At 67.2% G+C, this 17,347-nt stretch carries 15 protein-coding genes; 6 read left to right on the top strand and 9 right to left on the bottom strand.

Annotated features, from left to right (window positions below; all coding sequences use genetic code 11):
- Positions 1-16 precede the first annotated feature (16 nt).
- Complete coding sequence (locus tag ABIC66_RS13890) at positions 17-2,815, bottom strand: TonB-dependent receptor (RefSeq protein ID WP_354070880.1); 2,799 nt, start codon at positions 2,813-2,815, stop codon at positions 17-19.
- Positions 2,816-3,160: 345 nt separating this feature from the next.
- Between ABIC66_RS13890 and ABIC66_RS13885 the strand changes: the two genes are divergently transcribed.
- Positions 3,161-4,639 (top strand): glycoside hydrolase, encoded by a 1,479-nt coding sequence (locus tag ABIC66_RS13885; protein WP_354070879.1) that lies wholly within the window; start codon positions 3,161-3,163, stop codon positions 4,637-4,639.
- A gap of 42 nt (positions 4,640-4,681) precedes the next feature.
- Here the strand turns inward: ABIC66_RS13885 and arsH are convergent, their stop codons facing one another.
- On the bottom strand, positions 4,682-5,416 hold the full coding sequence (gene arsH, locus ABIC66_RS13880) for an arsenical resistance protein ArsH (RefSeq protein ID WP_354070878.1): 735 nt from the start codon (positions 5,414-5,416) through the stop codon (positions 4,682-4,684).
- A 54-nt stretch (positions 5,417-5,470) separates the two neighbouring features.
- Between arsH and ABIC66_RS13875 the strand changes: the two genes are divergently transcribed.
- Genes ABIC66_RS13875 through arsC form a run of 3 tightly spaced genes read left to right on the top strand, consistent with a single transcriptional unit; the run spans position 5,471 to position 6,976 of the window.
- On the top strand, positions 5,471-5,878 hold the full coding sequence (locus ABIC66_RS13875; RefSeq protein ID WP_354070877.1) for an ArsR/SmtB family transcription factor: 408 nt from the start codon (positions 5,471-5,473) through the stop codon (positions 5,876-5,878).
- Between the two features lie 4 nt (positions 5,879-5,882).
- Complete coding sequence (locus ABIC66_RS13870) at positions 5,883-6,557, top strand: MIP/aquaporin family protein (protein WP_354070876.1); 675 nt, start codon at positions 5,883-5,885, stop codon at positions 6,555-6,557.
- Positions 6,554-6,976 carry an arsenate reductase (glutaredoxin) gene (arsC, locus tag ABIC66_RS13865; RefSeq protein ID WP_354070875.1) on the top strand — a complete coding sequence of 141 codons (423 nt, stop codon included), beginning with the start codon at positions 6,554-6,556 and terminating at the stop codon, positions 6,974-6,976. The genes ABIC66_RS13870 and arsC overlap by 4 nt, the downstream gene beginning before the upstream one ends.
- A gap of 36 nt (positions 6,977-7,012) precedes the next feature.
- Here arsC and ABIC66_RS13860 read toward each other — a convergent pair whose 3' ends face one another.
- A complete protein-coding gene (locus ABIC66_RS13860) occupies positions 7,013-8,242 on the bottom strand; it encodes a hypothetical protein (protein ID WP_354070874.1) in 1,230 nt (409 codons plus the stop codon).
- A 266-nt stretch (positions 8,243-8,508) separates the two neighbouring features.
- Here ABIC66_RS13860 and ABIC66_RS13855 point away from each other — a divergent pair, with 266 nt between their 5' ends.
- On the top strand, positions 8,509-9,471 hold the full coding sequence (locus ABIC66_RS13855) for a glucokinase (protein ID WP_354070873.1): 963 nt from the start codon (positions 8,509-8,511) through the stop codon (positions 9,469-9,471).
- A gap of 418 nt (positions 9,472-9,889) precedes the next feature.
- Here ABIC66_RS13855 and ABIC66_RS13850 read toward each other — a convergent pair whose 3' ends face one another.
- Entirely contained in the window at positions 9,890-10,171 is a 282-nt protein-coding gene (locus ABIC66_RS13850) for a helix-turn-helix domain-containing protein (RefSeq protein ID WP_354070872.1), read from the bottom strand.
- A 66-nt stretch (positions 10,172-10,237) separates the two neighbouring features.
- Between ABIC66_RS13850 and ABIC66_RS13845 the strand changes: the two genes are divergently transcribed.
- Positions 10,238-10,423, top strand: a complete 186-nt coding sequence (locus tag ABIC66_RS13845) for a hypothetical protein (RefSeq protein ID WP_354070871.1) — start codon at positions 10,238-10,240, stop codon at positions 10,421-10,423.
- A gap of 37 nt (positions 10,424-10,460) precedes the next feature.
- On the opposite strand, the gene ABIC66_RS13840 is transcribed toward ABIC66_RS13845, so the two are convergent.
- The 5 genes from ABIC66_RS13840 to ABIC66_RS13820 are packed head-to-tail and all read right to left on the bottom strand — an operon-like array spanning position 10,461 to position 17,079.
- Positions 10,461-11,345, bottom strand: a complete 885-nt coding sequence (locus tag ABIC66_RS13840; protein ID WP_354070870.1) for an alpha/beta hydrolase fold domain-containing protein — start codon at positions 11,343-11,345, stop codon at positions 10,461-10,463.
- Between the two features lie 14 nt (positions 11,346-11,359).
- Positions 11,360-12,112 carry an SDR family NAD(P)-dependent oxidoreductase gene (locus ABIC66_RS13835; RefSeq protein ID WP_354070869.1) on the bottom strand — a complete coding sequence of 251 codons (753 nt, stop codon included), beginning with the start codon at positions 12,110-12,112 and terminating at the stop codon, positions 11,360-11,362.
- Positions 12,112-13,413 carry an MFS transporter gene (locus ABIC66_RS13830; RefSeq protein ID WP_354070868.1) on the bottom strand — a complete coding sequence of 434 codons (1,302 nt, stop codon included), beginning with the start codon at positions 13,411-13,413 and terminating at the stop codon, positions 12,112-12,114. The genes ABIC66_RS13835 and ABIC66_RS13830 overlap by 1 nt, the downstream gene beginning before the upstream one ends.
- An 8-nt stretch (positions 13,414-13,421) precedes the next feature.
- On the bottom strand, positions 13,422-15,596 hold the full coding sequence (locus ABIC66_RS13825; protein ID WP_354070867.1) for an alginate lyase family protein: 2,175 nt from the start codon (positions 15,594-15,596) through the stop codon (positions 13,422-13,424).
- A 7-nt stretch (positions 15,597-15,603) separates the two neighbouring features.
- Positions 15,604-17,079 (bottom strand): polysaccharide lyase 6 family protein, encoded by a 1,476-nt coding sequence (locus tag ABIC66_RS13820; RefSeq protein WP_354070866.1) that lies wholly within the window; start codon positions 17,077-17,079, stop codon positions 15,604-15,606.
- Positions 17,080-17,347 lie beyond the last annotated feature (268 nt).

The raw sequence follows: 17,347 nt of genomic DNA, 5'->3' as shown, positions 1-17,347 counted from the left end.
CTAGCGCAGGGAGGATCTAGTAGGTGACGCGCACGGCGAAACCGTATCGCCGGTCGTTCAGCTGGTACTGCAGCGGCGCGGCGGGCGTGCCGATGTAGAGGACGTTCATGCGGTTGTTGATGTTCACCGCGTCGAACGACACCGCGACATGGTCGTTGATGTCGTAGCTGATCGAGGCGTCCAGCGAGGCGTAGGGCTTGGCGTACTGCGGGATGCCGTTGGCGCCGCTGCCGGTCGTCTGGTCCAAATAGGCCGAACGCCAGTTATAGGCGACGCGGGCGCTGACCGGACCCTTCTCGTACAGGCCGACCAGGTTGTAGCTGTTCTTCGACAGCTTCTCGAGCGGCACCTGGGTGGGGATGTTCGAGCCGGCGGTCGCGAACGGGTTGCTCACGCTGCTGTCGACATAGGTGTAGTTGGCCTGCAGGCCCAGGCCGCTGAACACGCCTGGCAGGAAGTCGAAGAACTGCTGATAGCCCAGCTCGATCCCCTTGACCGTGCCCTTGCCCGAATTGACCACCGTGCCGACGTCGTAGACCACGCCGTTATAGGTGCCGGTGATCGTGCCGCCGGCCAGGAAGCCGTCGACCTTCTTGTAGAAGGCGCCGGCGGTCAGCGAGCCCGTGCTGGAGAAGTACCACTCGGCCGTCAGGTCGTAGTTGTCCGACTCGATCGGATGCAGGGTCGGGTTGCCCGAGCTGGCGCTGGGGTGACCGGTGACCGGGTTCACCTGGTTGGGGTTGTTCAGGGTCAGGTTGGTCGACAGCTGGTCGAAGTTCGGCCGGGCCAGGCCCTTCGAATAGGCCAGGCGGGCCTGAAGGGTGTCGGTCAGCTTGGCGCGCAGGTTGAAGCTGGGCAGGACCCGCGTGTAGCTGTTGTCGACATTGATCGGCGTGGTCGTGCCGTTCGAATTGAACTGGGTGCCGGTCGAGGTGGCCTCGGTCTTGATCACCCGCACGCCCACGCCGCCGTCGATGGCCACGCCGCCGATCTCGGCGTCGTAGTCGGCGATGGCCCAGCCCGTGTAGGTCTTCTCGGTCTGGCCGTTGAGGTCGCCGGGGGTGAAGTTGTCCTTCGTCGTCGCGCCCAGCATGGCGTACAGCGCCTTGGTCTGGGCCCAGACCCCATCGCCGGCGGGGAAGGCCGGATACAGCAGACCGCCCTTGACCGTATTGCCGTCGAACCAGTCCTTCGACGGGCCCTTCATCGCCAGTTGCGGGTGAGCCGACAGCGGCACCAGCGGCGTGCCGGCCGGGGCCGAGCAGTTCGGATCGGCGCCCAGCGAGGTCACGCAGACCCCGTGCCAGGTGCCGCGCAGGTCGATGCTGTTGTCGGAATAGCGCGCGCCGCCCCGCAGCTTGTCGAAGAAGCCGCCCTCGAAATCGTACTCGAAGTCGCCGGCGACGGCGAAGGTCTCGGCGTCGTTACGCTGCAGCGAGTCGGCGATGTACGGCGTCGTGTAGTTGGCCGGATTGTTCAGCAGGGTCGGGTCGCGGACCTCCCACTTGGGGTATTTGCCCGTCAGGTCGAAGTCGACGACCGTCTTGTGCGGCGTGGTCAGGGCGTTCTGGCCGGCCTGGGTGTACAGCGACAGCACGTGACCGTTGCGGTCGGCGTTGTAGTACGACTTCAGATACTGGACGTCGAAGTTGGTCTTCAGCTTGTCGCTGACCCGCCAGGCGGCGTTCAGGGTGAAGTTCTGGCTCTGGCTCCACAGCTGCTGGTCGAAGCGTCCCGTCTCGAAGGTCTGGTTCTGCAACGAGCCCTTGGTGGCGTAGCCTTCGTCGTTGAAGCTGAAGGCCGCGCCGGGCAGCGGGTCGGTGCCGTAGCTGGTCACCACGCCGGCCGCGTTCCGCTGGTTCGAGCGGTTGTTGTAGTCGTAGTAGTAGGCCCCGGTCCGGTTGAACCAGTATTTGGTCCGCTGATACTGGGCGGTCAGCAGCAGGTCGTCGTTCGGCTTCCACTGGAAGGCCGTGGCGATGCCCAGGCGCTTGCGGTCGCCGCTGTCGTCATAGATCTCGAAGCCGTAGGGCACCTGGGCGTTGGCCGGAGCGCCGGCGATCGAGCCCGCCGGGACGGTGTCGAACGGGCCGGCCAGCAGGCCGTCCTGGCGGTAGCGGCTCTTGCTGAGCACGGCGTTGACCAGGAAGCCCATCTCGCCGACCGAGGTGTCCCAGCGGTCGCTGTAGAGGCCCGAGATCGACCCGCCCTTCTTGTCGATGCGGTCGTAATAGTTGCCGCGCGCGGTGGCGCTGAGCACGCGGCCGGCCGCGTCGAACGGCTTGCGGGTGCGCAGGTTCACCGCGCCGCCGACGCCGCCCTCGATGATGTTGGCCGGGGCGTTCTTGTAGACGTCGATGCCCGACAGCAGTTCGGGCGGGATGCCTTCCAGATCGAAGGCGCGGCCGCCCGAGGCGGAATAGACGGCGCGGCCGTCCAGGAAGTTCTGCACCTGGGTCAGGCCGCGCACGGTGACGGCCGGCTGGGTGCGGTGATCGAAATCGGTGGCCCCTTCGCCATAACGGCGCTGGATCTGCACGCCGGTGATGCGCTGCAGCGCCTCGGTGGTGTTGGCGTCCGGCAGCTTGCCGATGTCCTGCGCCTGGACCGAGTCGACGATCTGGTCCGCGTTGCGCTTGATCGCCTGGGCCGAGCGCAGGCTTTCGCGCACGCCCGTCACCACCACCTCGGCCACCGCATTGTCTTCTTGGGCCGCCGGCGCGGACGCCGTCTGGGCCGCCGCCGTTCCCGCCACGGCCAGCCCCATCGCCAGGGCCGAAACGCCCAGCATCAATCCCGCTTGCACCGACCTCATTGGGTCTCCTCCTCGCTTGTTTTTTTCCATCGCGCTTCATTTCAGAACGCGATTTCTGACCTGACATATTATGCCGTCATTTGTCATACAAGTATGATTTCTCGAAAGGACGCGAGATTTGGCGCGAAGGCGACGGGCCGGCCCCCGCCCCTCGAAGGCCCGCGGAAAGCTTCACCATGTGGGAAACCGGGCTAAGCGCCCGACTTGGCGGCGATTCTTCCAGCTTCGCGAGGACCATCCGCGACGATGAGGCCGGAACGCGCTCCACGAAGCCGGGCGTGAAATTTTCAACGACCGGGCTAATTATATGATAATTGCAAGCGTCAACAGGAACGGTACGACCCGATGACCAACGCCATCCGCCCGTTTGAACCGTCGCGCCGCGCGCTTCTAAGCGCCGCCGCGGGCTGGGCGATCGCCGGTCCCGCCGCCGCGCGGCGCGGCGAGCCGACGGTGGCGATCACCCTGCGCCCCGACCTCGCCCGCGCCACCACCCTGTTCGAAGGCTGGGGCACCGCCTTGGCCTGGTTCGCCAATGTCACCGGCGGCTGGCCGGACGCCGAGCGCACCCGACTCGCCGACCTCTTCTACGGTCCCGGCGGCCTGGGCTGGACGATCGCCCGCTACAATATCGGCGGCGGCGACCGACCCGACGTGAAGCCCTATCTGCGCCCCGGCGCCGCCCTGCCCGGTTTTTGGCGACAGCCCGAGGGCGCGACCGGAACGGACTGGTGGCGGCCCGATCAAGAGGCGATGTGGGACTGGTCGGCCGACGCCAACCAGCGCTGGTGGCTGGACGCGATCAAGGCGCGGGTCCGCCAGCCGATCTTCGAGGCGTTCTCGAACTCGCCGCCCTGGTTCATGACCGTCAGCGGCAAGGTCTCGGGCGCGGAGAAGGCGACCGACGACAACCTGCGCCCCGGCCAGGAAGGGCCGTTCGCCGCCTATATGGCCCGCGTCGTCGACGAGTTGCAGCGCCGCCACGGCGTTGCGTTCCGCACCCTGTCGCCGGTCAACGAGCCCAACACCGACTACTGGCACGCGGCCAACACCCAGGAGGGCGCGCATTGGAGCCCGGCGCGCCAGGCGGCGATGATCCTGGCCGCGGACGCCGCCCTGAAGGCGCGCGGCCTGAAGACGGTGATCAGCGCGCCCGACGAGACCAATTCGCACCTCTTCCTGGCTGACTGGGCCGGCTATCCGCCCGAAGCCCGCGCCGCGATCGGCCAGCTGAACGTCCACAGCTACGGCGTCGTCAACCAGACCGGCGTTCGCGACGCCGCCCGCGCGGCCAAGATCCGGCTATGGATGTCCGAGAATGACACCCCGTTGGACAAGGATCCGGAGAGCTTCGAGGGCATGGCCTCGCCCCTGGCCTTCGCCGAGCATGTCGTCCTGGACCTCAAGCGCCTGGACCCCAGCGCCTGGGTGCTGTGGCAGGCGGTCGAGACCCTCAGCACCCGCGATGGAGCCAAGGGCTCAAACTGGGGGCTGGTGAAGGTCGACTACCGGTCGTCGCCCGAAGGCCCGCACGCGATCCACCTGACGGCCAAGTACTGGGCCATGGCCCAGTTCAGCCGCTACATCCGCCCCGGCTACCGGCTGGTTCCGGTCGACGACCTCGACACCATCGGGGCGCTATCGCCGGACGGAAGGGAGCTGGTCCTCGTGCACGTCAACGGCGGCCTGTCACCTCGCGAGCTGACCCCGCCGCGCGGCTGGTCGGGGCGGATGATCGTCACCGACGCCCGTCGCCGCGCCGAGCCCGTGCCCGGCCTGACGGTCCCGCCCCGCGCGATCGCGACCCTGGTCCTGCGGCGATAGCGACGCGCGGCGGCGTCGGTCAGGCTTCCAGAGCGACGGCGGTCATGCTGGCGTCGTCTCGTGCTTCATGGCTTCGGCGGCGAGCGCCATATGCTCGGGGATGCGGCCGCTCGACTTTCGCTCGCTATACCGGTCGACGAGATAGTCCGCCCGGTCACGGGTCAGCAGGGTGAACTTCACCAACTCCTCCATCACGTCCACGACCCGGTCGTAGTAGCTGGACGGCTTCATGCGGTCGCTCTCGTCGAACTCCTTGTAGGCCATGGCGACCGACGACTGGTTCGGGATGGTGATCATCCGCATCCAGCGGCCCAGCAGGCGCAGCGTATTGACCGCGTTGAAAGACTGCGAGCCGCCGCTGACCTGCATGACGGCCAGGGTCTTGCCCTGGGTTGGCCGGACCGAGCCGATCTCCAATGGAATCCAGTCGATCTGGGCCTTCATGATCCCGCTGATCGCGCCGTGCCGCTCTGGACTGCACCAGACCTGTCCTTCGGACCATTGCGACAAGGCCCGCAGCTCCTGAACCTTGGGATGATCCGGGCCCGTGGCGTCGGGCAGCGGCAGATCACGCGGATCGAACACGCGCGTCTCACAGCCCAGGACCTGGAGGATGCGCTCGGCCTCCTCCACGAGAAGGCGGCTGAACGAGCGCGCTCGAAGCGACCCGTAGAGCAGCAGGATACGCGGCGGATGCGTCGCCGGCGCCCCAACCTCCAGCCGGTCTTGATCGACCCGGGCCAGAAACTTCGGAGCAAGAGCGGGAAACTCGGTCACGGGCGACCCCAACGGCGTCATTGAACTGTCGAATAATTCGAGCATATTGGAAATATGGAATCGAAAGCCGCTGTCAACATGCTCTCCGCCCTCGGCCACGAGGGTCGCCTGGCGATCTTTCGCCTGCTGGTAAAGGCCGGTCCGGTCGGGATCGCGGCCGGCGACATCGCCCGGACGCTCGAGGTGTTGCCCAACAGCCTGTCGGCCAATCTCAATGTCCTGTCCCATGCGGCCTTGATCACGTCGCGGCGCGAGGGGCGGTCGATCATCTATTGCGCCGACTACGGCGCGATGAGCCGATTGCTGGGCTTCCTGATGGAAGACTGCTGCGATGGCGCGCCCCAGATCTGCGGGCCTTTGAGCGCGATCGTCGCCAAGACGAAGGCCTGCGGCGAAGACGATCCGCACGCCATCGACGGGCTCAAGCCCCCGAACCACAAGACCGACGAAACGGCGGCCTGATCCCATGGAGCGCTTCAGCGTATTACGCCGCCTTGTCGCGGAAGGCCTGGGTTCGGCCCTGCTGCTGGCCGTGGTCGTCGGTTCGGGGATCATGGGCGAACGGCTGGCCGGGGAGAACGTCGCCATCGCCTTGCTCGGCAACACCCTGGCCACCGGCGCGGCGCTGGTCGTGCTGATCTGGGTGTTCGGACCGATTTCCGGCGCGCACTTCAACCCGGCGGTGACGCTGGTCGCGGCGCTGCGGCGAGACATGCCGTTGCGGCTGGCGTCAGTCTATCCGCTCGCCCAGATCGCCGGCGCGGTGCTCGGCGTCTGGGTCGCGCACGCCATGTTTGGCGAGCAAATCCTGCAGGTCTCGACCAAGCTGCGGGCGGGCGGCTCGCAGGCCTTCTCCGAAGCGGTCGCCACGTTCGGCCTGGTCGCCACGATCCTCGGCGCGGCGCGGTTTCGGCCCGACAGCACGCCCATGGCGGTTGGCCTCTACATCACGGCGGCCTATTGGTTCACGGCCTCGACCTCGTTCGCCAATCCGGCCGTGACGATCGCCCGGAGCCTGTCGGACACCTTCGCCGGCATCGCGCCGTCCAGCGCGCCGGCCTTCATTCTGGCCCAGATCGTCGGCGCGCTGATCGCGGCGGGGGTGTTCGGCTGGCTTCTCAGAGCGGAAAAGACTTCATGAGCGACACCGACTTTCCCATCGTCATCTTCCACAATCCCGCCTGCGGCACGTCGCGCAACACCGTCGCCATGGTCCGGGCCGCCGGCTACCAGCCCCAGATCATCGAGTATCTTCAGGCCGGCTGGACCCGCGATCAGCTCCGGCAATTGGCCGCCGAGGCCGGTCTGACGTTCCGCCAGCTTCTCCGCGAAAAGGGCTCATCGGCCGAGGACCTGGGCCTGCTGGCCGAGGGCGTCGGCGAGGACCGCATCCTCGACGCCATGGTCGAGCACCCGATCCTCGTGAACCGCCCGATCGTGGTGACGCCGAAGGGGGTCAAGCTCTGTCGGCCTTCGGAGGTCGTGCTGGACCTGCTGGACCAGAAGCCCGAAAGCTTCACGAAGGAGGACGGCGAGGTCGTAACCTTCTCGACTATGTGACCGGCATGGCCCGGGCCCTCGTGAGCCCCCGGAGCGTCATGCCGCGTCGACCCAGTTCCGATAGGGCAGGTTGAGGGCTGGGCAGGCGACTTCGCCGGTGGGGGCGTTGGCCAGGGGGGCGATCATCGGGCCGCTGAGGAAGGGGGCCTTCAGGCGGCGGCAAAGGTCCAGCTCCTTGAGGCTGTTGACCATGGCCACGCCCTGCCAGACGCGCTTGGCGCGGTACATGGCCGGATCCTTCAGGAAGCGGGTGATGGCCGCCAGGCGGGCGCGCTCGTCGATTCCCTCCAGCACCAGGGTGACGCTGTGCACCGCGCCGGCCGGCAGGCTTTCGATCCGGAAGCCAGGGTCCTTCACATGCAGGTCGATCAGCGAGAAATAGGGGCTGAGGAAGTTGCGGATCTGGCCGATCGCGCCGTACGAGGGCTCTCGCGGCACGTCGTAGACGCTGGCGGCCATGCGCGGGCGCAGGGCGCGCGGGAACTTCTCGATGTGGGCGCGATAGCTCTCGCGCACCGACGGCTTGATCAGCGACGAGAAACAGAACGGCAGGAAGATGTAGCCGGGCCGCGGCGGGCTCAGCTGCTCCAGCGCCGCGTCCAGGCAGGCCTGGTCGCGGGCGGCGACGTCGGCGTCCTCGATCGCGCCGAAGCCGACGTCGTCCCAGGCCTTGCGCCAGTCGACGCCGCTGCCGACGAAGCGCTCCTTGGTCAGGTAGTAGATGCCCCACCAGCCGGTGTTGGGTCCCGAGACGTCCAGCAGGTCGCCGATCCCGCCCAGCGGCGGTTCCGGCTCGATCGCCGCCAGCTCCTCGGCCGGCGGGGCGCCGGTCACCGGGCCGCCTGGCGGGGCGATGCTGGTCACCGAATCCGGGGTGATCTTGCAGACCCGCCCGGCGAACTGGCCGTCGTCCTCGCCGGCCAGCAGCGCCTTGAGCACGTCGCCGCTCGTGCTGGCGAACCGCATGACGTCGGTCTGGTCGCCTTCGAACATCAGCAGGGCGACGTCGCCCGCGCCCTTGTCGCCGAACATCTTGAACTGCAGGTCGCGCGCCAGCCGCTGCAGCTCCTGGGCGTCCAGCCGGGTGGCGCGCGGATCGGCCAGCACGAACGAATAGGGCGCGACCAGGCCATAGCGCCGGGGCCAGACCCATTCGGTCTCCAGATAAGCGCCAGCCACCTTGCCCACCAGCGTGGCCATGGTCTCGGAATCGGCGAACCGCAGCTCCTCGCCAACGAAAATCTTCAGGCAGGCTATCGCTGTCATGAACGCAAGATGGCGGGTTCCAGGTAAAAATCCATTGCGCGTTGCGCCTCACGCGTTGCGACCAGACGTCGCAAGATGGCGAAAACACCCCGCCAGCGAGCGTGGCCGCTGAAACTCGATCAAGCTTCGGCGCCCCGCGAACGGCGTCATGCGACCTTGCACCGCAGGTGGGCGCGACCGCCTGGCGTCAACTTATTAGCGACGATGGCCAATCCTGATCCATCTGAGCAGCAGTAGTTCGCTTGGCGACCACGACCGGAGACAGCATGTTCGATCAGGTTCTTCTCGTCGATGTCCGTGAGCACGGCGTCTTCGTCGCTCTGACGGAGTTGGGCGCGCGTCCTGGCCAATACTCGACCGTTCATTGCGAGACCGAGGCCGAACTCATCGCGGCGCTGCAGCAGATCCTCAAGGACGCCGGCCATGCTTCGCTGGCGGGAGCGGCTTTCGGCGCCCCAGGCCCCTATATCGACGGCGCGATCCAGTTGACCCACGCCAGCAAAATGCGGCTGGACCGCGATCACCTGCAAACGGCCTTGGGCGCGCGGCGCGTGGAGTTGATCAACGACTTTCAAGCCCGGGCCCTGGCCATGCCCCTGCTGTCCGAGACGGATTTCGAACGGATCGGCGGATCGGCGGCGCGAGGCGACTACCCCGCCGCGGCCCTGGGTCCGGGCGCCGGCCTCGGCGTTTCCATCCTCAATCCGGACGGCTTTGTCGGCTGGACCTCCTCGGCCGGCGAAGGCGGGCACGTCGCCCTGGCCGCCGCGTCGGAGCGCGAAGCGGCGATCATCGGCGCGCTGCGCGAGCGGCACGGCCATGTCTCGGCCGAACGCATCCTGTCGGAAGAAGGGCTGGAGAACATCGCCTGGGCTTCGCGACGGCTAGCCGGACACGATGACCAGCCTTTCGACCTGCCCCAGCTGATACAACAGGCTATCGACGGCGACCCGGCGGCCGTCGAGGTATTCGAACTCTTCTCGGCCTGGCTGGGCGCGGTGGCGGGCGATCTGGCGCTGACGGCCGGCGCGCGCAGCGGCGTCTATATCTTCAGCCCGCTGGTCGTCAGCCTCGGAGATCTGTTCGACAGGCGCATCTGCCGCGACCGCTTCGAGGCCAAGGGCCCGATGAGCCCGTACATGCGCAAGATCGGGCTCTATCTCGTCAAGGCGGACAACTGCGGCCTCCTGGGCCTGTCCAACCTACTGACGCGCGAAGCTCTGCGCTGAAGACACGACGAAACTCCCGCAAGCCCTCCGCGGCTGGACGTCGAGCGTGGGCGCAAAGACGCCCTCCGTCACCTAGGCCAGCCGCCGCTACAAGGTCTGGCGGCCGCAGGACGTCGAGGCCCTTGTCGGCGTCGCGTCGCCCAACCTGATCTCTTGGTGCTGCGCTGCGAGCGCTCCTGTATCGAACGCCCTCCCCCGCCGACGTGATTTGCGTCGACATCCGGATGGCCCGGTGGCGGAGTGGTGATGCAGCGGAGAGAGAGTCCGCACACATGGCCTATCAAGTTGAATTATCTCAACTATTTAGGCCGGACACCCCAGCGCCGCCCCCCACTCCCAAGATCGATGGGTGGGGATATTTGTGGACTTGGGCGGACGATTTTAGCCCCCCCGAAGAGACTTCGGCGGCTATGAGATCCTAGCTGTTTTCAGGCGTCAGCAGCCGCGCCGGCGCCACCTTCAAGGCCAGCGCTAGCCGCTCGATGTTGTCGAGCGAGAGATTGCGCTCGGCCCGCTCTATCGCCCCAACATAGGTCCGATGCAGCCGAGCCTCGGCCGCCAGTTCCTCCTGGCTGAGCCCAAGGTCGCGCCGAAGCCGCCGGACATTGTCGGCAACGATCCGGCGAAGGGCGGAGGGGGCGGCTTTCATCGCCCCATGTTCAAAAATGATGACTTTACGTCGACAGACGATAAGTAGCATGATACTGATGACGATACGTAGTATTCAGCCGGTGGTGGATGATCTGGAGACTTGAAGATAAACGCGATGTCGCGAGCGACCGGCATGCCCAAGGGCGTCATGTCGCCCCTGCCCGCCACGGCGGCGATCAAACCCAAGCCTTTCTACGCCGCGGCCGGCGCTACATTCCGCTGGGCGCGCCGGACGCCAAGACCTTCTCGGCGCGGCTCGACGCGGCCCTGCTGGGTCCAGAGCCTCGGGCTGACCTTTTGAGAGTGTCGCAAAGCCGACTCTCGGCCAACTCTTGGCGCTAGCGAGCGCCAACCACCCTGTTCATCGTCAGAAATTCCAGGGCCTCGCGCTCGATCTTGTCCTGTTCCTCTTTCGGGAATTTGCCATGCACGCCGCCCGGCACGGTGTGGAAGCGGTTTTGAACGCCGGCCTTGTCCAGGTCGGCCTTCAGCGCCAGCGACGCCTCGTAGGGCACGGTCGGATCCGCATCGCCATGAACGATGAACACCGGCGGCTGGCCTTTGCGCACATACGTCGCCGGCGACATCGTCGTCCACAGCGCCTGCGGCCCGTCGCCGATCCACCGCGCGGTCGACGGGCTCTTGAACGCGCCCGGAAGATCGGATCGCAGGTGATAGGGCCCGTAGAAATCGAGGATAGCCGGCATGGTTGGCTGGTCGCGGCAGGTCGGCAGGTCGATATCGTTGGTCTTGGGCAGCATGCCGGCCATCAAGGCCAGATGACCGCCGGCCGAGGTGCCGTAGGGCACCACCCGCTTGGCGTCGAAGCCATAGGCCTTGGCGTTGGCCTTCACCCATGACAGAGCGCAGCGGACGTCCTGCACCGCCGCCGGCGCCGTAGCGACGTCGGTCAGACGATATTCGACCGTGACCACCGAGAAACCCGCCGCCAGATAGGCCCGGAAACCGCCCCATCCGGCCGGCTTCTCGCCCTTCCACCATGCGCCGCCGTGGATATAGACCAGCACCGGGCGCGGTCCCTTGAAGGCGGTGTTGCGATAGACATCCAGATGCAGATCTTGGCCGCTGGCCCGCAGGTAGACGACGTCCTTGGTCGCCTCCGGCGCGTCGACCGAGGCCGGCGGGGCGGGATCGATCGGGGCCTGGGCGACAACGGGCGTGGCGCCCAGCAGCACGGTCGCGGCGAGGGTCTTGGCGATCATCGACATCACTCCCATCAGCTCATCAACAGGCCGCCGTTGATGTCCAGGCAAACTCCCGTCAGGAAGCTGGACTCGTCGCTGGCCAGATAGGCCACCGCATCGGCGACCTCAGGCGCGCGACCTTCACGGCGCAACGGAGTGCCGGCCGCGACGCGGGCGCGAACCTCGTCCTTGGAGAAGGTGTCGTGGAAGGTGGTGCCGATCATGCCCGGGCATAGGGCGTTGACGCGCACGCCGTTGGGACCGAGCTCCTTGGCCATGGCCTTGGTGAAGGTCATGATCGCACCCTTGGCCGTGGCGTAGGCCGTGGCGCCGGGACCGCCGCCATCCTTGCCGGCCTGCGAGGACAGGTTCACGATCGCCGAGCCTGCGGCCATGTGCGGGACGGTGGCCTTGGTGGTCAGGAAGACCGAGGTCAGGTTCAGGCGCAGGACGTGGTCGAAGAAGGTCTCTTCCATCTCGTCCAGCGTCTTGCGAGCGACCATGCCGCCGGCGACGTTAATCAGGGCCCCGATCGGGCCACCGAAGGTCGACAGGGCCGCGTCGACCAGCGCCTGGACGTCGCCCCCGGAAGTCATGTCGCCTTTCAGGATCAGCGCGCGGCCGCCCGCGGCTTCGATCTGCGCCAAGGTCGCCTTGGCCCCCTCTTCGCTGCCGAAGTAGTTGATCGCGACCTTGGCCCCTTCGGCCGCCAGCTTCAGCGACACCGCCCTGCCGATATCGCGCGCGCCGCCGGTGACGATGACGGTCTTGTTTTCGAGGCGCATCAGGATTTTGCTCCATTGGGGGTGCGGGCAGCGAGGGCGGGATCAGAGAGGCGCTCGCCTCGGCCGCCCAAGAGCCAGATGGACAGGATGGAAAGGGGAACCAGGCTGGCGCCCATGGCGAAGACCGGGGCGTAACTGACCTTGGTGGCGACCGGGACGATCCAGGTGGTGATCAGCACCCCGGCCACGGCGGCCGTACCGCTGATCCCGGCCAGCGAGCCGACCGACCGGCCGGGCAGGTAGTCGCTGGGCAGGGTCTGGATGTTGTTGATGGCGATCTGGAAGCCGAACAGGATCACGGCGATCAGCAGTACCGCGTTCAAGGGCGTGGAGGCGCCAATGGTCAGCAGCAGGGCCGGCAACATGAAGACGCCGCCCAGCGTGATCGCCCACATGCGGGCCCTGACCGGGCGCCAGCCGCGACCGATCAGCCAGCCGGAAATCCAGCCGCCGAACAGGCTGCCCGCCGCCGCGCCGACATAGGGCACCCAGCCGAACAGGCCGATCTGCTTGATGTCGAAGCCGAAGCGCTCGGCCAGATAGATCGGCAGCCAGGAGACGAACAGCCACCAAACCGGGTCGATGAAGAAGCGGGCCAGAATCAGACCCCAGGCCTCGCGATGGCGCATCAGACCCAGCCACGTCGGCTTGTAGTCGACCTCGGCCTCGCCCGAGGTCGGCCGCTGACCGGTCAGGATGTGGCGGCGCTCTTCGTCCGACAGCCAAGGATGGTCCTCGGGCGCGGCGCGACAGATTATGGCCCACGGTACGACCCAGAGGACGCCCAGCAGCCCGATGACCAGGAAGGTCGCGCGCCAGCCGAAGGTCAGGAACAGCCAGGCGATCAGGGGCGCGGAGATAATGGCGCCGACCGAAGCGCCGGCGTTAAAGACGCCTTGGGCGAAGGCGCGCTCGCGCACGGGGAACCACTCGGCGTTGGCCTTGGCCGCGCCGGGCCAGTTGCCGGCCTCGCTGACGCCCAACGCCGCGCGCAGCACGCCCAGCGTCAGGATCGACCGCGCCACCGAGTGCAGGGCGATCGAGGCCGACCAGGCCAGGATCGACAGCATGAAGCCGACCCGCGTACCGAGCGCGTCGAAGATCTTGCCGAAGATCGTCTGGCCGGCGGCGTAGGACAGCATGAAGCACGTCAGGATGAGCGCGTATTCTTCCTTGCCGACCCCCATGTCCTTGGAGATCTGAGGCCACATCACGGCCAGCGCGTTGCGGTCGATATAGTTGATCACCGTGGCCAGGCCGACCATGCCGACGATCAGCCAGCGAAGGCCCTTGAACTTCATCTCGCGCCTCATTGTACGGGACCGGCCAGGCCGGAAAATCCGGTCCAGGCGTAGACGCCAGCGGCGGTCGTCACCTGGTGCCGCTTGGCGGGCTCGGGATCCCAGGAGACGCCGATCACCAGGCTCTTGCCGGCCTTCAGGCGAATGAAGACCAGGTCCGCGCCGTTCTCCGACACCCGCTCGACGCCCTTCACCGAGGCGACGGTGTCGCGGGCGTATTCCTCGGCGGCGCTGTAGGACCCGTGCGGCTCGAGCACCCCCGCCAGAGCGAAGCCGTCCTTGTCGTCGCCGCGCAGAATGAAGGCCCGTTCGTTGCGGAGATTGTAGTCGGGGTCGTTGGCGCCCAGCTCCGTCAGGACCACCTGATCGACGTCGGCCGACGCGAAGACGTAGTCGTAGAACCGACCCCGGTCGAACCAGGAGACCCGCGCCCCGTCCTTCACGGTCGCGCGGCCACGATCCCACAGGTGCTGATAGCCGTCGGCCTTGCCCAGCGGCTTCAGCTCGCTGGTCCCGCCCTGGAACCTCAGGCCGGACTCGACGATCTGGCCGTCATAGTGCAGCGGCAGGTCGAAGCGATGCTTGCCGCCGCCTTCAGCACGGATCAGATCCAGGACGATCGGACGCCCGACCTCCGGCCGGTCGATCAGCGCCATGGCCCGGCGATAGCGCACGCCCGGCCAGGCGTCGTCGATGGTGGCGGCCGTCATCTGGACGCCGTCCTTGGCGCCGAAGGCCAGGATCGTCGGCCAATGGGCCTCGCCCGTTTCGGTCTTGGCGCCGAACTGACTCTTCTCGTCGACCACGAGCGTGTTGTGGGCGACCGTCTGTCGCGCCCAGCTGTCGTTCTCGGGCAGGTAGCGGCCGCCGGCCTTGGCCTCGACGTTCAGGAACCGCGCCGCGCCGTAGTCGGTCACGACCTCCTGGCCCGCGTCGTAGAGCTGCCAGGACAGCTTGTCGAAATGGCCGTGGCCCATGCCCTGCGACGTGGCCTTGAAGACGAGCGCCTGGTCCTTGGCCTTCGCGCCCGAACGCAGCACGACCAGCGCGCCCTTGTCGCCCTTGGCCCCGTCGCGGAGCTTGATCGAGGCGAACGGGAACGGCTTGGCCTCGCCGCGCGCGATGGCGGCGGCGACCTCGCGCCCTTCGGGACTCAGCACGACCGAGCCTTGCTGGATGGCGATCGACAGCAGGGCCGGATCCTTGGTCACGGCGTAGGTCACGGCCACGCCGTGGACCAGTTCGGGGGTGTCGAGACCCTTATCCTTAATGGCGTCGTTGATCGGGAACAGCAGGCCGGCGTAGCTCTCCTGGATGTTCGCGTAGACGGCCTTGCGCAGCACGCCATCGCGATAGTCGAGGATCTTGCGCGACGGCTCGTGCCGCTGGATCGACTGGGCCAGCAGCAGGAACGGCGACAGGGCGTAGCGTTGATAGTACGGGCCCTCGGCATAGTAGCCGTCGGGCGAGAACAGTTCGTCCAGCTGCTTGTAGAAGCCAGACTTGCCCGAACCGTCCAGGCCGTAGAGGGCTTGCTTGATCAGGCCTTGGTCGCCGATCGCGTAGCCGGTCATGCCGACCGCCGCCAGGGCCCACGTGCCGTGATTGTGGATGCTGTCGAAGGTCTTGGGCGAGCCGGTCGACAGGAACGCGGCCATCGGCTGGAACACGCCCGCCTCGATGGTCGCGCGGTCGGCGGCCGGGATGGCGTCCTTGACGGCCTCGTAGCCCTGGACCGAATTGACCAACCAGACGCTGTCGTTCAGCACCTGCCAGAACAGCTTGCCCGGGGCCTGGTTCGCGCGCTTGGGATGCAGCGGCAGGGGCGGATAGAGCTTGGCGTAGTCCAGCAGCACGCGGCGGACGAGGTCGGCATAGGCCTTGTCGCCGGTCTGCCGGTACAGCATCCCCGCCTCGCAGATCAGGCGGTAGTTGTCCTTGTGCCGCTCGTGGGTGTAGCCGCCGCCGGCGTCGGCCGGGACCGGCACGTCGATGGTCTTGCGCAGTTGCGGATCCACGAACGCTTTGCTCTTCGCCAAGGTGGCGGCGAACAGGGGTGGGACCTGGGCGGCGCCTGGCGAGCGCTCTTCCGGCGCGGGTTGGGCTGGCGTTGCGGCCTGGGCCGCGCCAGTGAGGGCCAGGATCGCCAGGCCGGCGAAAAGATGGACACGGAACTTGGACATGGCTGGCCTATTTGCGCTGGTCTACGATCTCGAGCGCCGCGCCGGCGTGCCCGGCCTCGCTGAGATCGAGCTTGCCGACAGGGATCGTGACGCGCGCCGGGGCGGCGCGCTCGAAGGCGATGGTCGGATCGCCCTTGGGATACCAGGCCACCCCGGTCTCCTCCCGAGCCAGAAGCTTGACCGGCTCCTTCAGGCCCAGCGTTTTGCGCGCGGCGGCGTCGGGATAGACGCGGCCGTCCGCAAGCGTCTCGCGGCCGATCGCCGAGGCGTGGAAACCCGCCACGCCCTCGAGCGGCGCGACGCCGTCGACCACATTGCCGGTGAAGGTCAGGCCGTCGATCGGGGCCATGGCCTTGAACAGCGCCTTGTCGCCGGCCCCGAGGAACACATTGCCCGATAGCCTGCTGCGGGCCGGCGGCAAGGTGCGCTCCTGGTCGGCGCCGGCCCCGAACACCACCGCGGTCACGTTGACGAAGATGTTGTTCTCGATGCGGGCGTCCAGCACCTGATCGTAGCGGTTGAGCGGCGAGTTGGGGACGCCGTTCATCAGCGCCAGGGCCGCGGCGAAGCCGTCGCCGCGCAAGCCTTGGAAGTAGTTGTCGCGCACCGTCTGGCGGGCGTTGATCACGCGAACGCCGCCGGTGCCGGCTAGTCCCCCGCCCAGGAAGACGTTGTCCTCGACTAGGTTGTCCTCGCCATGGCGCAGCACCAGCGCCCCTTGCGAACGGACGAAGACGTTGCGGCGATAGATGTTGCCGCCGGACTTGTTCGAGACGATCTCGACCTCGCCGCTGCAGCCTTCGAAATAGTTGTCCTCGATCACGGTCAGGGAGCGGGTGCGCGAGAATGGGCTGGTCCCGACCCGGATCGTCTCGCCGCCATTGGATCCCAGCGGCGGGCGGGGGCCGAAATAGTTGTGGTCAATGCGGTGATGGTTCTGCTGGCTCTCGGGCGAGCTCAGCACCACGGCCAGGGTCACGCCGCTGTTCAGCTTGCCTTGCAGGTGGTTGTGGTCGACGCGGTTGTTCTGGCCATAAAGGCCGATCCAATAGTCCTCGGCCGCGCGGCCGGGCTTGTTGAACCCGTCGATCACCGTCTCGGTGACACGGGAGTCGAAGGCCAGCGCCGCGTCCTGGCGAAACGCGATGACCTCGGACGACGGGCTGAAGCCGTCCTTGAAGGTCAGGCCCGAGACGATCAAATGGCGGCCGGCGAGGCGCAGATTCGACTTGCCCGAGATCACGACCTTGCCGGGCGTCTGGGCCCGCAGCGTGATCGGCTGGGCGGCCGTGCCCTCGCCGGTGAACACGATCTCGAAATCGCGCCACACGCCGTTGGCCAGCACCACCGAGTCGCCAGGGCCTGAAGCCCGTACCGCCGCCTTGAAGGCCTCCGGGGTGCGCGCCAGGCGCTCGACCGCATCGGCGTGCACCGAGCCGGCGAGGGCGCCGAGACCCAGCAGGGCGGCAAGGCGCGAGCGCAAGTTTCTCAATCGACGTCCTCCCCGCCCGAAGCTGTGATCGCTTCCTCCGTCCCGCCGATCAGCGTCGCGCGACCGCGCGTCCGACTGGCAAGGACGCCTTAGTCCGACCACCTGGGCGACAAGGTGTCAACCAGTTTGTCGACCAATTTTCCACCCCATATTTCGCGACAGCTAGAAGGCCATTGATTTATCGCGCCTTCGCGGCCGGCGCGCTGTCGGGCTTCGAACACATACCCCCCGGCGGCGAGCCAGGCCCCATCAGGCTCGG

Origin of the sequence: Caulobacter sp. 1776, assembly GCF_040545685.1 — a bacterium.
Classification (GTDB): Bacteria; Pseudomonadota; Alphaproteobacteria; order Caulobacterales; family Caulobacteraceae; genus Caulobacter.
This window is presented reverse-complemented; position numbering and strand designations above follow the sequence as displayed.

Excerpts from the sequence above, each read along its gene's own strand:
- ABIC66_RS13890 (WP_354070880.1), bottom strand. The coding sequence starts at position 2,815 with ATGAGGTCGGTGCAAGCGGGATTGATGCTGGGCGTTTCGGCCCTGGCG.
- ABIC66_RS13885 (WP_354070879.1), top strand. The coding sequence starts at position 3,161 with ATGACCAACGCCATCCGCCCGTTTGAACCGTCGCGCCGCGCGCTTCTA.
- ABIC66_RS13875 (WP_354070877.1), top strand. The coding sequence starts at position 5,471 with ATGGAATCGAAAGCCGCTGTCAACATGCTCTCCGCCCTCGGCCACGAG.
- ABIC66_RS13870 (WP_354070876.1), top strand. The coding sequence starts at position 5,883 with ATGGAGCGCTTCAGCGTATTACGCCGCCTTGTCGCGGAAGGCCTGGGT.
- arsC (WP_354070875.1), top strand. The coding sequence starts at position 6,554 with ATGAGCGACACCGACTTTCCCATCGTCATCTTCCACAATCCCGCCTGC.
- ABIC66_RS13860 (WP_354070874.1), bottom strand. The coding sequence starts at position 8,242 with ATGACAGCGATAGCCTGCCTGAAGATTTTCGTTGGCGAGGAGCTGCGG.
- ABIC66_RS13855 (WP_354070873.1), top strand. The coding sequence starts at position 8,509 with ATGTTCGATCAGGTTCTTCTCGTCGATGTCCGTGAGCACGGCGTCTTC.
- ABIC66_RS13850 (WP_354070872.1), bottom strand. The coding sequence starts at position 10,171 with ATGCTACTTATCGTCTGTCGACGTAAAGTCATCATTTTTGAACATGGG.
- ABIC66_RS13845 (WP_354070871.1), top strand. The coding sequence starts at position 10,238 with ATGTCGCGAGCGACCGGCATGCCCAAGGGCGTCATGTCGCCCCTGCCC.
- ABIC66_RS13840 (WP_354070870.1), bottom strand. The coding sequence starts at position 11,345 with ATGATCGCCAAGACCCTCGCCGCGACCGTGCTGCTGGGCGCCACGCCC.
- ABIC66_RS13835 (WP_354070869.1), bottom strand. The coding sequence starts at position 12,112 with ATGCGCCTCGAAAACAAGACCGTCATCGTCACCGGCGGCGCGCGCGAT.
- ABIC66_RS13830 (WP_354070868.1), bottom strand. The coding sequence starts at position 13,413 with ATGAAGTTCAAGGGCCTTCGCTGGCTGATCGTCGGCATGGTCGGCCTG.
- ABIC66_RS13825 (WP_354070867.1), bottom strand. The coding sequence starts at position 15,596 with ATGTCCAAGTTCCGTGTCCATCTTTTCGCCGGCCTGGCGATCCTGGCC.